The organism is Tessaracoccus pujii, from assembly GCF_055326215.1.
Window position 1 is genome coordinate 1 of sequence record NZ_JBUZNP010000004.1, and the last position, 13,631, is coordinate 13,631.

At 69.7% G+C, this 13,631-nt stretch carries 14 protein-coding genes; 8 read left to right on the forward strand and 6 right to left on the reverse strand.

The window, feature by feature from the left end; translation table 11 throughout:
- Positions 1-114 precede the first annotated feature (114 nt).
- On the forward strand, positions 115-1,371 hold the full coding sequence (locus tag ACZK5N_RS06335; protein ID WP_459017860.1) for an integrase catalytic domain-containing protein: 1,257 nt from the start codon (positions 115-117) through the stop codon (positions 1,369-1,371).
- A 242-nt stretch (positions 1,372-1,613) separates the two neighbouring features.
- Positions 1,614-3,695: an elongation factor G-like protein EF-G2 gene (locus tag ACZK5N_RS06340; RefSeq protein ID WP_459020235.1), complete on the forward strand. Its 2,082-nt coding sequence runs from the start codon at positions 1,614-1,616 to the stop codon at positions 3,693-3,695.
- 57 nt (positions 3,696-3,752) lie between these two features.
- Here the strand turns inward: ACZK5N_RS06340 and coaBC are convergent, their stop codons facing one another.
- Positions 3,753-4,964: a bifunctional phosphopantothenoylcysteine decarboxylase/phosphopantothenate--cysteine ligase CoaBC gene (gene coaBC, locus ACZK5N_RS06345; protein WP_459020236.1), complete on the reverse strand. Its 1,212-nt coding sequence runs from the start codon at positions 4,962-4,964 to the stop codon at positions 3,753-3,755.
- Between the two features lie 67 nt (positions 4,965-5,031).
- Here coaBC and ACZK5N_RS06350 point away from each other — a divergent pair, with 67 nt between their 5' ends.
- Complete coding sequence (locus ACZK5N_RS06350) at positions 5,032-5,736, forward strand: NRDE family protein (protein WP_459020237.1); 705 nt, start codon at positions 5,032-5,034, stop codon at positions 5,734-5,736.
- Between the two features lie 62 nt (positions 5,737-5,798).
- Here the strand turns inward: ACZK5N_RS06350 and ACZK5N_RS06355 are convergent, their stop codons facing one another.
- Entirely contained in the window at positions 5,799-6,182 is a 384-nt protein-coding gene (locus tag ACZK5N_RS06355; protein ID WP_459020238.1) for a YccF domain-containing protein, read from the reverse strand.
- A gap of 98 nt (positions 6,183-6,280) precedes the next feature.
- Here ACZK5N_RS06355 and trmB point away from each other — a divergent pair, with 98 nt between their 5' ends.
- The 5 genes from trmB (at position 6,281) to ACZK5N_RS06380 (ending at position 9,701) form a co-directional block, all read left to right on the forward strand.
- Positions 6,281-7,006, forward strand: coding sequence for a tRNA (guanosine(46)-N7)-methyltransferase TrmB (gene trmB, locus ACZK5N_RS06360; protein ID WP_459020239.1), 726 nt, complete (start codon positions 6,281-6,283; stop codon positions 7,004-7,006).
- Positions 6,996-7,874 (forward strand): tRNA pseudouridine(38-40) synthase TruA, encoded by an 879-nt coding sequence (gene truA, locus ACZK5N_RS06365; protein ID WP_459020240.1) that lies wholly within the window; start codon positions 6,996-6,998, stop codon positions 7,872-7,874. Before trmB ends, truA begins: the two co-directional genes overlap by 11 nt.
- Entirely contained in the window at positions 7,871-8,473 is a 603-nt protein-coding gene (locus tag ACZK5N_RS06370; RefSeq protein WP_459020241.1) for a class I SAM-dependent methyltransferase, read from the forward strand. Before truA ends, ACZK5N_RS06370 begins: the two co-directional genes overlap by 4 nt.
- A gap of 50 nt (positions 8,474-8,523) precedes the next feature.
- Positions 8,524-8,988 (forward strand): VOC family protein, encoded by a 465-nt coding sequence (locus ACZK5N_RS06375; protein ID WP_459020242.1) that lies wholly within the window; start codon positions 8,524-8,526, stop codon positions 8,986-8,988.
- 98 nt (positions 8,989-9,086) lie between these two features.
- Positions 9,087-9,701 carry a superoxide dismutase gene (locus tag ACZK5N_RS06380; RefSeq protein ID WP_459020243.1) on the forward strand — a complete coding sequence of 205 codons (615 nt, stop codon included), beginning with the start codon at positions 9,087-9,089 and terminating at the stop codon, positions 9,699-9,701.
- Between the two features lie 68 nt (positions 9,702-9,769).
- Here ACZK5N_RS06380 and ACZK5N_RS06385 read toward each other — a convergent pair whose 3' ends face one another.
- The 4 genes from ACZK5N_RS06385 to ACZK5N_RS06400 form a co-directional block, all read right to left on the reverse strand.
- On the reverse strand, positions 9,770-10,561 hold the full coding sequence (locus ACZK5N_RS06385) for an ABC transporter ATP-binding protein (protein ID WP_459020244.1): 792 nt from the start codon (positions 10,559-10,561) through the stop codon (positions 9,770-9,772).
- Positions 10,561-11,466 (reverse strand): ABC transporter permease, encoded by a 906-nt coding sequence (locus ACZK5N_RS06390; RefSeq protein ID WP_459020245.1) that lies wholly within the window; start codon positions 11,464-11,466, stop codon positions 10,561-10,563. Before ACZK5N_RS06390 ends, ACZK5N_RS06385 begins: the two co-directional genes overlap by 1 nt.
- A gap of 13 nt (positions 11,467-11,479) precedes the next feature.
- Positions 11,480-12,517 carry an ABC transporter substrate-binding protein gene (locus ACZK5N_RS06395; protein WP_459020246.1) on the reverse strand — a complete coding sequence of 346 codons (1,038 nt, stop codon included), beginning with the start codon at positions 12,515-12,517 and terminating at the stop codon, positions 11,480-11,482.
- Positions 12,518-12,592: 75 nt separating this feature from the next.
- Entirely contained in the window at positions 12,593-13,612 is a 1,020-nt protein-coding gene (locus ACZK5N_RS06400; protein WP_459020247.1) for an ABC transporter substrate-binding protein, read from the reverse strand.
- Positions 13,613-13,631 lie beyond the last annotated feature (19 nt).

Sequence of the window (13,631 nt, forward strand, 5' to 3'; positions counted from 1 at the left end):
GCGACGAGACTCACACATAGTCCCCGCGTACGTAGGGGCCGTGCCTCACACACTTTTCCCCGCGAACGTGGAGGCTGGCCACGATGGGGTGTGGAGGTTGAGGAGAAGCTGTCGATGGCAGCCCGGTTCGAAGTCACGAAGAAGTACGCCCAGGCCTACGCCGCGGCCCCGAGGAAGGGCAAGAGCGTGATCCTGGACCACGTGGTCGAGGTCACCGGCTGGAACCGTGATCACGCCCGTCAACAGCTGGTCGCCCGGCTGAAACAGGCCCCCGGTCGGGCGGTTGCCACCGTCGCAGTGATCGACCGCCGCAAGACCAAACCGCGGAAGTACTCCTACGATGCGATCAAGGTCCTTCAACTGGTCTGGGCCACTGCCGGGGGCAGCTGCGGCAAGTACCTCGCTGTTGCGATGACCGACTGGCTCGACGCAATGGAAACCGAAGGCTCCCTGGTCTCCGGCCAGGATCGGTACAGCGCTGAGGTCAGAGCCGAACTCGAGTCGATGTCGCCGGCCACGATCGACCGCTACCTGGCCCCTGCCCGAGCCACAGACCCACTCCGCGGGAAGTCCGCCACGAGGCAGGGAAGCCTGCTTCGCAACTCGATCCAGATCCGCAAAGCCGGTGACGAGGTCGAAGCCGAACCCGGGTTCTTCGAGGTCGACACCGTCGCCCACTGCGGCCCCACCCTGCAAGGAGAGTTCGCCCGCAGCGTCAACTTCACCGACATGCACACCGGCTGGACCTTCACCCACGCGATCCGCAACAACGCCCACATCCACATCCGGAGCGCGTTCGACCTGCTCATCGACCAGGTACCGTTCGCCGTGACCGGCATCGACAGCGACAACGGCTCTGAGTTCATCAACCACCAACTCATCGACTGGGCCGGCCAACGCGACGTGTTCTTCACCCGCTCAAGGCCCTACAAGAAGAACGACCAGGCCACCATCGAGTCGAAGAACAACCACCTCGTGCGCCGCTACGGCTTCTACCACCGCTACGACACCCCTACCGAGCTGACGCTGCTCAACCAGCTCTGGACCCTGGTCAACGACCGACTCAACTTCTTCACCCCGACCAAGAAACCCGTCGGCTGGTCCACCGACACCATCGGGCGACGCAAGAGGCTCTACGACCAGCCCCGCTCCCCGTATCAGCGGCTGCTGGCCGCCGGCGTCCTCAGCTCCGCCCAAGAAGCCGAACTCGCCGCCTACAAAGCCACCCTGCAACCCGCCGCGATCGCCCGCGCCATCACCGAGATCCAACACGAACTCACCCGACTCGCCGCCGGGAAAACACGGCGACTCCAAGACCAGATCACCTGGAAAGCACCCACCCCCGGTGTCCTCAAGACCCGAGCCAGCTAACCCGTTACACGGGGAAAACTATGTGAGGCACGGCCCCCCACTATCCGGGGACTTGACAGTGAGGCACCACGATCAGGCGAAGGCGCGCCCGGCGCCTTGCGCACGGGCCGGGTCACGCGAGGCCCCCGGGCGCCTGCGTCGGCCCCGTCCATCCCAACCCTAGCGCCTGACTACGCCTTGAGGACGGTGGATTTGAGGGGGTCCGCCCAACGGGACACCACAGGGGGTCTAACGTATTGGCCATGGCCTCAAAGACGAGTCCCCAGATCGCCATCACGGCACCCAGCGACGTCCGTAACGTCGTCCTCGTGGGAGCCAGTGGCTCGGGCAAGACAACCCTGTTCGAACATCTTCTGCGCGCCCGCATCGAGGGCTACCGCGGGGAGAAGGAGACACCGGAGAGGGGGGCATCGCTGACCTTGGCCGCCATCCCCACCAACGACGTGCAGATCAATCTGCTCGACGCGCCCGGGCACGCGGAATACATCGGTGAGTTGCGCGCCGGCCTCCGGGCCGCGGACGCGGCGATCTTCGTCGTCGCGGCCGGCGAGGACATCGACGCCAGCACCGTCGCGCTGTGGCACGAGTGCCAGAGCGTCGAGATGCCCCGGATCATCGCCATCACCAAGCTGGATCAGGGGCGTGCGGACTTCGACCACATGGTCTCGATCGTCCAGGACACCTTCGGCGTGAACATCATCCCCGCCCTCATCCCCCTCGAGGTGGGCGGGGAGAACGTCGGCAACCTGTCGCTGCTCAACAAGCGCGCCCACGACTACTCGTCGGGCACCAGGACGTCGCGGGACGCCACCGAGGAGGAGCTGGCACTCATCGACGAGCGCCGCGCCCCCCTTCTGGAGGCCATCATCACCGAGGTCCAGGATGAAGACCTGATGGAGCGCTACCTCGAGGGCGAGGAGCTGGCCGCCGAGGAGGTGCACGCCGCCCTGCTGGCCGCCGTCGAGTCGGGGCGCTTCTTCCCCGTCCTCCCCGCGCACACCACCTCCGACAAGGGAACCGAGGAGCTGCTGCGCTGGATCGAGCGCGGGTTCCCGGCCCCCGCGTCGCACCACATTCCCCAGATCACCACCCCCAACGGCGCCACCCTGCCCGCTGCCACCGGCGATCCCCAGGGCCCGTTGATCGCCCAGGTCATCCGCACCACGTCGGACAACTTCGCCGGCCGCACCAGCCTGGTCCGGATCTTCAGCGGGTCGCTGCGGGTCGACGATGTCGTCCACGTCTCGGGGCACCGCGAGCTGTTCGGCGCGGACGCCGACCCGATGCATCCCGACCACGACGACGACGAGCGCATCGGCCCGATGAGCATCACCCTGGGCGGCGAGATTCTCGCCAAGCCCGTGGCTGTCGCGGGCGAGATCGTCGCGGTGACCCGGCTCTCGAAGGCGGAGACCGGGGACACGCTGTCAGATCCCGCCCGCCCCGCACTGCTGCCGCCCTGGTCGCTGCCCACGCCCCAGCTGCCTGTCGCCATCCATGCGGCCAGCCGCGGCGACGAGGACAAGCTCGCCTCCGCGCTGCACCGCCTCGCGCTGGAAGACCCCACGGTCCATCTGGAGCGCAACGCGGGCACCGAGCAGCAGTTGTTGTGGGTGATGGGCCAGGCACACAAGGAACTGCTGTTGGCGCGGCTCCGGGACCGCTACCAGGTGGGCTTCAAGGAGGAGCCGGTACGGGTGGCGCTGCGGGAGACGTTCGTGGCGCCGTCGAGGGGTAAGGGCCGCCACGTCAAGCAGTCCGGCGGGCACGGGCAGTTCGCGGTCTGCGACGTCGAGGTGGAGCCGCTCCCCCGCGGCGGCGGCTTCGAGTTCGTGGACAAGGTGGTCGGTGGCTCGGTGCCGCGCGCCTACATCGGCTCCGTCCAGAAGGGCCTTGAGCAGCAACTGGCGCACGGCACCACCTTCGGGATGCCGATGGTGGACGTGCGGGTGACCCTCCACGACGGCAAGTCGCACTCGGTGGACTCCTCCGACATGGCGTTCCAGGTGGCCGGCCAACTCGCCCTCCGGGACGCGGCCGGTCCCGGGAAGGTGGGCCTGCTGGAGCCCATCGACCGCGTGCGGGTCACCACGGGCGACTCGTTCATGGGCTCGGTGCTCACGGATCTCGCCGGCCGCAGGGCCCAGGTGCAGGGCAGCGACCTCGACGGGCACGGCCACGCCACCATCGAGGCGCTGGTTCCGCAGAGCGAGCTGGTGACCTACCCGATCGACCTGCGTGGCGTCGCTCAGGGCACGGGCAGCTTCACCCGCGAGTTCCACGGCTACGAGTTGATGCCTCAGGAGCTCTGGCCGAAACAGTGACGCTGGTCCGGCTCGACGCTGGGGTCACCCCTCGTCGAGCCGGACGCGGCACCCGCCTCAGCGTCGCCGGGACAACGCCACCGCGACGGCGTCGAGCAGCGCGTCGGCGACCTCACGCTTGCTGCCCGCCGTCTCAGCCACGACACGGTCGTCGCTGTCGAGGATGATCAGCCGATTGTCGGCCGCCTCGAAGCCCTTCTCCCACCCCACCTCGTTGACCGCGAGCAGGTCCACGTCCTTGCGACGGCGCTTCCGCACGGCCCGCGCCAGCAGTTCCCCGCCCGTGGCCGTCTCCGCCGCGAAGGCCACCACGACCTGCCCCGGACGGCGTCGGGCCGCCAGCCCTGCGACGATGTCCTCGTTCTCCACCAGCGTCAGGACGGGGGCGCTGCCCGCCTCCTTGGTCAGCTTCCCCTCCGATACCTCCGCTACCCGGTAGTCGGCCACCGCGGCGGCCATGATCACCACGTCGGCGTCCGTCGACGCCCCCGTCATCACGGCGGACAGCTCGGCCGCGGACCCCGCCGTCGCGATCTCGATCCCCGGTCGGCGCGCCTCGCGCAACACCTCGCCTTCGATGTTGCAGGCCGCCAGCAGCACTCTGGCCCCGCGGGCGGCGGCCGCGGCGGCAAGCGCCACGCCCTGGCGTCCACTCGACCGATTGCCCAGGAACCGCACCGGATCGATGGGCTCCCGGGTCCCGCCGGCGGACACTGCGACGGTCATGCCGGCCAGGTCCTGGCCGGACGCCAGCAGCGCGTTAGCCAGGTCGTGGATCTCCTCCGGCTCGCTCATCCGGCCCGGTCCGGAGTCACCGCCCGTGAGCGGACCCACGGCCGGCCCCACCACGTGCACGCCCCTGGAGGCCAGCGTCGCCATGTTGGCGACCGTCGCCGGGTGCTGCCACATCTCGGTGTGCATGGCCGGCGCGACGAGCACCGGCGCGCGCGTTGCCAGCAGGGTGGTGCCCAGGAGGTCCGAGGCCAGGCCCGCAGCCATGGATGCGATGGTGTTGGCGGTCGCGGGAGCCACCACCACCAGGTCGGCGCGCTGCCCGAGCGCCACGTGCCGCACCTCCGGAACGTCGTCGTGCACCGACGTGGTGACCCGGTTGCGCGAGATGGCCTCCCAGGTGGGCAGGCCGACGAAACGCAGGGCATCCTCGGTGGGGACGACGTGCACCTCGTGACCGTCGAGGACGAACAGCCGCACCAGGTGGACCGATTTGTAGGCGGCAATGCCGCCCGTGACTCCCACGACGATGACCATGCGCCGATTCTCTCAGGTTCGACGCCCGTACCGTGGGTCTCGTCTAACCCCCGGTACGCTTCGCGGCATGTGCACGGTGGTGATCAGGGTCCCGGAGCCAGGAGTCGGCCCGGTCCGGGTACTGGCGGTCCGCGACGAGGACCCGCTCCGGCCGTGGCGCCCCCTCGGCGCCTGGTGGCCGGGCCGGCCGCAGGTACGCGGGGTGATGGACGAGCTGGCCGGCGGCGCCTGGCTGGCCGCTGATGACCACCGGCTCGCCGTCCTCCTCAACCGCGCCGGCGGCACGGACGTGGAGCGGCCCACCTCCCGCGGTTCACTGGTGCTGGACTCCCTGGCAGGACGCCCCCTCCCCCGTCCGCTCACCACGCTGGGGTTCAACCTCGTGGAGGCGAACGCCGCAGGCGCACGGGTCACCTCGTGGGAGGGCGGGGAGCCCCGGGTGACGGACCTGGTGCCGGGCACACACATGGTGGCCCACGACGACGTCGACGATCCCGCCACGGCGCGCATCGCCGCCTGGCTGGGGGCCTTCGCCGCCACGCCCACCGTCGACGCCCCCGCCGGCCCATGGTGGTCCGGATGGATGGCGGTGCTGGAGGACAGCGCCCGGCTCGACGCCGGCGACGACCGCGCCATCATCCGCGACAACCGTCCCCACGGATACCCCACGCTCAGCCTGCTGGTGGCCGTCGCCTCGGTGGACGGGGACGGGGTCACGGTCTCGACGGACACGCTGACGCGTCCCGGCCGGTGGAACCAGCCGCGCCTCTGAGAAGGGCGGGGCGCTGAGTCGGGTTGTCTAGCCGCGCCCAGGGCGGCCCGGTCCGGGTCCGCTCAGAAGATGCCGCCGTTGTCCACGATGCGCTTGCCGAACGGGAAGCAGGTCACGGGGATCATCTTGAGGCTCACGTAGGCGTTGGCGATGCCGACGATGGTCAGCGCCTGCGCCAGCGCCGCGGCCACGTGGGCCAACGCGAGCCACCATCCGGCGATGAGGAACCAGATCACGTTCATGATGGCGGAGCCGGCGCCGGACCCTGGCTTGGGGACGACGCTCTTGCCGAACGGCCACAACACGTAGCGGGCCATCCGGAAGGACGCCACGCCCACGGGGATGGTGATGATGAAGATGCAGGCGATGACGCCCGCGAGGAAGTAGCCCAGCGCGAGCCAGAACCCTCCGAGGACGACCCAGATGATGTTGAGCAGTGTGCGCATGATCCTTCTCCTGCTGCGTGGACGGTGACACCACAAGGGTAGGCGCTGCCCGGAGCACCCCGCGGCGGGTAGTGGGAGACGACCACTAGGCTGGTCCGGTGGATCCGTTGCCCCCTCGCCTGCGCCGTGACGTGGTCAGCTTCGTCCGCCGGAGCGCCCGGATGAACGAGTCGCAGGCGAAGTCCTGGGAACGACACCGCGGGCACTACGTCATCGAGGTGCCCCGCGGCCACCTGTCCACCTCCCTCGCCGACGGCGCCACCGTCGACTGGGCGGCCGAGTTCGGGCGCGAGGCGCCGTTGATCGTGGAGATCGGTTCCGGCGCCGGTGAGTCGCTCACAGCCATGGCTGCGCGGCACCCGGGTTCGGACGTGGTGGCCTTCGAGGTGTTCGAACCGGCGGTCGCCTCCACCCTGGGCCGCCTCGCCCGCGACGACGTCAGCAACGTGCGGATCGTCGTCGCTGACGGAGCCCAGGGCCTGCGGCAGTTGTTCGCCGACGGCTCCGTGGGCGAGTTGTGGACCTTCTTCGCAGACCCCTGGCACAAGAAGCGCCACCACAAGCGGCGGCTCGTGGGCCCGGACTTCGCCGACGTGGTCGCGGCCAAGCTGGCTCCCGGTGGGCTGTGGCGGCTGGCGACGGACTGGGAGGACTACGCCCTCTGGATGCGGGACCACCTCGACGCCGCGCCCGGTCTCGCCAACGTCCACGACGGCTGGGCCCCGCGGCTGGCCGAGCGACCCCTCACGAAGTACGAGGCCCGCGGACTCGCGGCCGGCCGCCGGGTGTACGACCTCACCTATCGGAGGATCGATGCGGCTTAGGCTGGACGTCGCCTACGACGGCACGCACTTCCACGGCTGGGCCACGCAGCCCGGCCTCCGGACCGTGCAGGGCGTGGTGGAGGAGTGGATCGGGCAGGTGCTGCGCCTCCCCGCGCCGCCCCTGGTGATGGCGGCGGGGCGCACCGACGCCGGCGTCCACGCCCGCGGCCAGGTGTGCCACGTGGATCTCCCAGCCGCAGTCATCGAGACCGGGCTCCCCGCGCGGCGCAGGCGCACCGACGTGCGCGCGCTCCCCGGGGAGGCGCCAGACCGCTTCTACGACGAGCTCCTCCGACGCCTCCGCCGCGCGCTCCCCGCCGATGTCGTCCTCCGATCCGTCTCCCCCGCCCCGGCCGGATTCGACGCCCGCTTCTCGGCGATCTGGCGGCGCTACTGCTACCGGATGCTGGACGCCACCACGCCCCCGGACCCGCTGCTCCGCGGGCACGTCGTCGCCCTGCGTCACGCCGTGGACATGGAGGCGTTCAACACCGCCGCCGCGTCGCTCCTGGGGCTGCGGGACTTCGCGCCCTTCTGTAAACCCCGGGCCGGCGCCACCACCATCCGCGACCTCAAGCAGCTCAGCGCCGTCCGGCACGCCGACGGGCTGATCGAGGTACACCTCCTGGCCGACGCGTTCTGCCACTCCATGGTCCGGTCCCTGGTCGGTGCGCTGAGCGCCGTCGCCGGAGGCCGCCGCGACCTCGCCTGGCTGCACCGCGTCGCCTCCCAGCGCGCCCGGCACGGCGAGGTGCTGGTGATGCCCGCGCGCGGGCTCACGCTGGAGGAGGTCGGCTATCCGCCGGATCAGGATCTCGCGGCGCGTGCTCTCGCGTCCCGCGCCATGCGCACCCTGGAGGACGAGTGAGCCATTACTTCCACACGCCGACCGGACCGGTCACGACGAGGCAGATCACCGCGACCATCTGGGACCACACCCTCACGTTCACCACCGCAGGCGGGGTGTTCTCCGGCGCCCGGCTCGACCCCGGCACGGCCGTGCTCCTGCGCGCGTTCGAGCCGCCCGAGACGGGCCACCTCCTGGACCTCGGATGCGGGTTCGGGCCCATCGCGGTGGCCCTTGCCGTCGCGTCGCCGGACGTCACGGTGGACGCCGTGGACGTCAACGCGCTCGCCGTCGACCTCACCACCACCAATGCGGCCCAGTCAGGGGTCGCGGACCGGGTACGCGCCACCGTCCCTGAGGGCGTCGCACCGGAGGCCCGCTACACCCAGATCTGGTCCAACCCCCCGATCCGCATCGGCAAGGAGGCCCTGCACGCGCTGCTGCTCACCTGGCTTCCCCGCCTCACGCCCGACGGTGTGGCCCGGCTGGTGGTGAGCAAGAACCTCGGTGGGGACTCGCTGCAGCGCTGGCTCATCGACCAGGGGTACCCGACGGAGCGGATCACCTCGGCGAAGGGCTTCCGGATCCTCGAGGTGTCACACGCCTCTCCGCCCGAGTGACCTCCCGCCCGCCGCCGGCGTGGCAGGCTGGTGCGGGGAGGGAGCAACTCATGTACCGGCCAGCGCTGCAACTCACGTTCGACGCCACCTCGCCCAGGCGGCTCGGCCTCTTCTGGGTGGAGGCCCTGGGATACGCCGTCGACCCCCCGCCGGGAGGCAGCATCGGCCCGGCGGACGTGACTGTCGCGGCATGGCTGGACTTCCTGGCCGTCTCCGGGCTTCCCGAGGAGCGCTGGGACGACGCCATGGCCCTCGTGGACCCGGACGGCGCCCGCCCCCGCATCTTCATCCAGAAGGTGCCGGAGCCCAAGACGGCCAAGAATCGCCTCCACATCGACGTCCGCGCCGGCGAGGGCCTGCGCGGCGACGAGCGCATGGCCGTCCTCGAGTCCGAGGCGAGTCGGCTCGTCGGTCTGGGCGCCTCCCAGGTCCAGCGTTTCGAACCGGACCCGCCGATGAGCCACGGCTTCATCGTGATGCGGGATCCCGAGGGCAACGAGTTCTGCCTCGACTGACCGTCCGCGGCATAGTTGAAGCACGAACTATTTTTACGGCATAGGATGGCTCTGTCAGCGCGCCCCAGGGCGCGAGTCTTCAGCTGAAGGAGCGAGCTATGACCTACACCCTCCCGGACCTCGACTACGACTACAGCGCGCTTGCGCCCCACATCGCCCCCGAGATCATGGAGCTGCACCACAGCAAGCACCATGCCGCCTACGTCAAAGGCATCAACGACGCGCTCGAGCAGCTTGCCGCCGCGCGCGACAAGGGCGACCTCGGCGCCGTCAACAAGCTGAGCAAGGACGCCGCGTTCCACCTCGGCGGCCACATCAACCACTCGGTGTTCTGGAAGAACATGTCGCCCGACGGCGGCGGCCGCCCCGACGGCGAGCTCGCGTCCGCGATCGACGAGTACTTCGGCGGCTTCGACGCCTTCCAGAAGCACTTCAACGCGGTGGCCAACGGCATCCAGGGCTCCGGCTGGTCGATGCTCGTGTGGGACACGCTCGGCCAGCGGATGAACATCAACCAGCTGTTCGACCAGCAGGGCAACCTGCCGGCCGGCCAGATCCCGCTGCTGCAGCTGGACATGTGGGAGCACGCCTTCTACCTGCAGTACAAGAACGTCAAGGGCGATTACGTCAACGCCTGGTGGAACGTGGTCAACTGGGCCGACGTCACCGAGCGCTTCACGAAGGCGCAGGCGGCCTCGGCCGCACTCGCCTGACGCGAACCGTCGCACGCGAGGAGGGGCCCCGGGGAGATCCCCGGGGCCCCTCCTCGCCTTGTCGTGCCTCAGTCGAGCAACGTGCGGTCAGCCAGCGTCGCGCCCTTGATCTTGGAGAACTCTGCGAGCAGGTGATCGGCGGTGATGTGCTTCTTCTCCGCCTCGTCCACCTCCAGCACCACCTTGCCCTCGTGCATCATGATCAGCCGGTTGCCCAGTTCGATGGCCTGGTGCATGTTGTGGGTGACCATCAGAGTGGTCAGCCGATGCCGGGCCACGGCCTCTCCGGTCAGCCGGGTGATCAGCTCCGCCCGGGACGGGTCCAGTGCGGCCGTGTGCTCGTCGAGCAGCAGGATCGACGGTTGGGCGTAGGTGGCCATGAGCAGGCTCAGCGCCTGCCGCTGCCCGCCGGACAGCATGCCGACGCGCATCTGCAACCGGTCCTCGAGGCCGAGCTCCAGCGTCGCCAGAGCCTCGCGGTACAGCGCGCGTTTGGGCTTGGTGACGGCCATGCCCAGGCCGCGGCGCTTGCCGCGCTCGAACGCGATGGACAGGTTCTCCTCGATGGTGAGATGCGGGGAGGTTCCGGCCATCGGGTCCTGGAACACGCGCGCCACCCAGCGGGCCCGGCTGTGTTCCGGCATCCGCGTGACGTCGCGGTTGTCGATGACCACCTGGCCGCCCTCTGCCAGGTAGCGTCCTGCGACGACGTTGAGCATGGTCGACTTGCCGGCGCCGTTGGAGCCGATGACGGTGACGAAGTCTCCCTCGTGGAGCGTGAGCGTGAGATCGTCGAGCGCCACGCGCTCGTTGACGGTGCCCGGGAAGAACCGCTTGGTGACGCCTACCAGCTTGAGCATCAGGCCACCGCCCCCTCTGCCAGCGCCTTGCCGCGCCGACGCTGAGAGCGGAAGCGCCGCAGCGGACCGGACGCGGGCACCACGAGCGCGAGCACCACGAGGACAGCCGAGACCAGCTTCATGTCGTTGGGGTTGAAGCCGTTGTTGAGCGCGATCTGGATCACCCCGCGGTAGATCAGCGAGCCGAGCGCTGCCGCCATCACGGCCTGCCACACGGCCGTCAGGCCGAAGATGGCCTGACCGACGATGACTGAGGCGAGGCCCGCGACGATGAGGCCGATGCCCATCGAGATGTCGGAGAACCCCTGATACTGCGCCACGAGGGTGCCGCAGAGCGCGACCAGCCCATTGGAGAGCATGAGGCCCACGATCTTGGTCATGCCGGTGTTGATGCCCTGGGACTGTGCCATCAGCTCGTTGTCGCCGGTGGCGCGCATGCCCACGCCGTAGCTGGTGCCCAGGAACCAGTAGACCAGCGCGCCGATGACGACGACCACGACGGCGAAGAGCGCCACGGACACCCACGTCCCGAGGACCCGATCCGCCCGCAGCCCGGAGAACAGGGTCTCCTGGCGCAGCAGCGGCACGTTGGCCTTGTTGCCCATGATCCGCAGGTTGATGGAGTAGAGAGCGATCTGCGTGAGGATGCCCGCCAGCAGCGGGTTGATCTTCCCCCAGACGTGCAGGAGGCCCGTGACGGCTCCGGCGATCATGCCGGCCACCACGCCCGCGACCATCGCGAGTGGGATCGGCGCCCCGTTCACGATGAGGATGGCGCAGGTGGCCGCCCCCGTCGTGAACGAGCCGTCCACCGTGAGGTCCGGGAAGTCCAGGACCCGGTAGGTGAGGTACACCCCCAACGCCATGACGGCGTAGAGGAGCCCGATCTCAGACGCGATGATCATCGTGCTGGTCGTCTCAGAACTGCTTGGTGGCGCGCGAGACGATGGCCTCGGGCAGCGTGAGGCCCTGCTTCAGGGCCGCATCCACGTTGACGAAGAGGTCGAACTCCTTCTGGGTCTCCACCGGGATGTCGGAGGCAGGGGTGCCCTCGAGCAGCTGCAGGAACACCGCGGCGGCGTCCTTGCCCTGCTGGGTGTAGTTCACCGAGAGCCCGGCGGCGGCGCCGCGCTCCATCGTCGACTCATCCGAGGCGAAGACGGGCTTCTGCTTCTGCTCGGCCACCTGGATGAGCGACTCGGCAGCGGAGACCACCGTGTTGTCGGTGGGGATGAGGTACGCGTCGACGTCGAGCGACTCGGCGGCCTGCTGCACCTCCGAGGAGTTGGTGACGGTGGCCGTCATGATCTCGATTCCCATCTCCGCGGCCGCCTCCTCCGCCTCGGCGACCTGCACCTCGGAGTTGACCTCGCCGGAGGAGTACACGATGCCGACGGACGCCACCTCGGGCAGCGCCTCCTTGATCAGCTCGAGCTGCTCCTTCATGGGGTTGAGGTCCGACACGCCGGTGATGTTGGCGTCAGGTGCCTCCCAGGAGGTGACGAGGCCGGCCGCGACCGGGTCCGTCACTGCGGCGAACACGATGGGCCGGTCGGTGATCACGTTGGCCAACGACTGCGCGGTGGGCGTGGCGATGGCGAGGAACCCGTCGTAGTCCGACGACGCGAAGGTGTTGGCGATGCTGGTGAGCGTCGACTGGTCTCCCTGCGCGTTCTGCAGGTCGAACTCCACGTTCTCACCTTCGACGTAACCGGCCTCGGCCAGCGCGTCGATGAAGCCCTGCTGGGCGGCGTCGAGCGCGGGGTGCGCCACGATGGTGGCCACGCCGACCTTGATCGACTCCGGCGCGGCCTGGGTCGACGCGGCGGCCGAGCTGGAGGCGGCCGATGCGGCGGGTGAGCCGTCAGAGGACGAGGTGGGCGTGGTGGAGGCGCCACCACAGGCGGTGAGGGCGAGGGCGCCGACGGCACCCATCGCGAGGGCCTTGAGCTTCATGATTCTCCTTGGAGGGGGTTCGCAGATGGCTAAGCGTAGTTTTCCGGCGCGGATCGCTCCGACGCCGTCCACGTGTCAGTAGGTGGTGGCGGCGTCGTCGAGCACGTCGTCGGGGAGGGTGATGCCCATCCGCTCCGCGGCCCCGGGATTGACGACGAGCTCAAGCGTCTGCTGCAGCTCGACGGGGGTCTCCGCCGGATCGGCCCCCTCGAGAATGCGGGCGATGATGCCGGCGGTCTGCACCCCTTGGGCCTTGTAGTCGGTGGCCAGCGCCGCGGCCGCACCGCGCTCCACGGAGTCCGGGTCCGACGTGACGAGGAGGCGCTGGCGCTGCTCGGCCACCTGGATCATGGACTCCATCGCCGAGACCACCGTGTTGTCCACCAGCACGAAGTACGCGTCGACATCGAGGGATTCCGCGGCCTGCTGCACCTCGGAGGAGTTGGTGATGGTGGCGGTCTTCACCTCGATGCCGAGCTCGGCCCCGGCCTCGATGGCGGCCTGGGCCTGCACCTGCGCGTTGACCTCCGCCGACGAGTACACGATGCCCACGGACTGCACCTCGGGCAGGATCCGCTGGATGACGGCGAGCTGCTCGCCGGTGGGAAGCTGGTCGCTGGTGCCGGTGACGTTACCTCCGGGCGCCTCCAAGGATTCGACCAGGCCGGCGGCGACCGGGTCGGTGACGGAGGCGAAGACGATGGGCCGGTCCTGGATCACCTGGGCCAGCGCCTGGGCCGGGGGCGTCGCGATTGCCACGAACAGGTCCTTGTCCGACGCGGCGAACGTGTTGGCGATGGAGGTGAGCGTGGCCTGGTCCCCCTGCGGGTTCTGGAAGTCCAGCGTCAGGTTCTCGCCCTCGACGTAGCCGGCCTGGGCGAGTCCCTCCCGGATCCCCTCGTAGACGAGGTCCAGGGAGGGGTGCGACACGATGGTCACGGCCCCGATGGACACCGACGGCTTCTCCGACGCCGCGCTCCCGGAGACCGACGGCGCCGGCTCCGAGCCGGTGACGGCCGGTGTGGCGCCCACGGCGCACCCGCTCATCAGCAGCACTCCGGCCAGGGCAGCACCCGCTACCGCACGTCGCAACATCGCGTCTCCTCTCGACAGG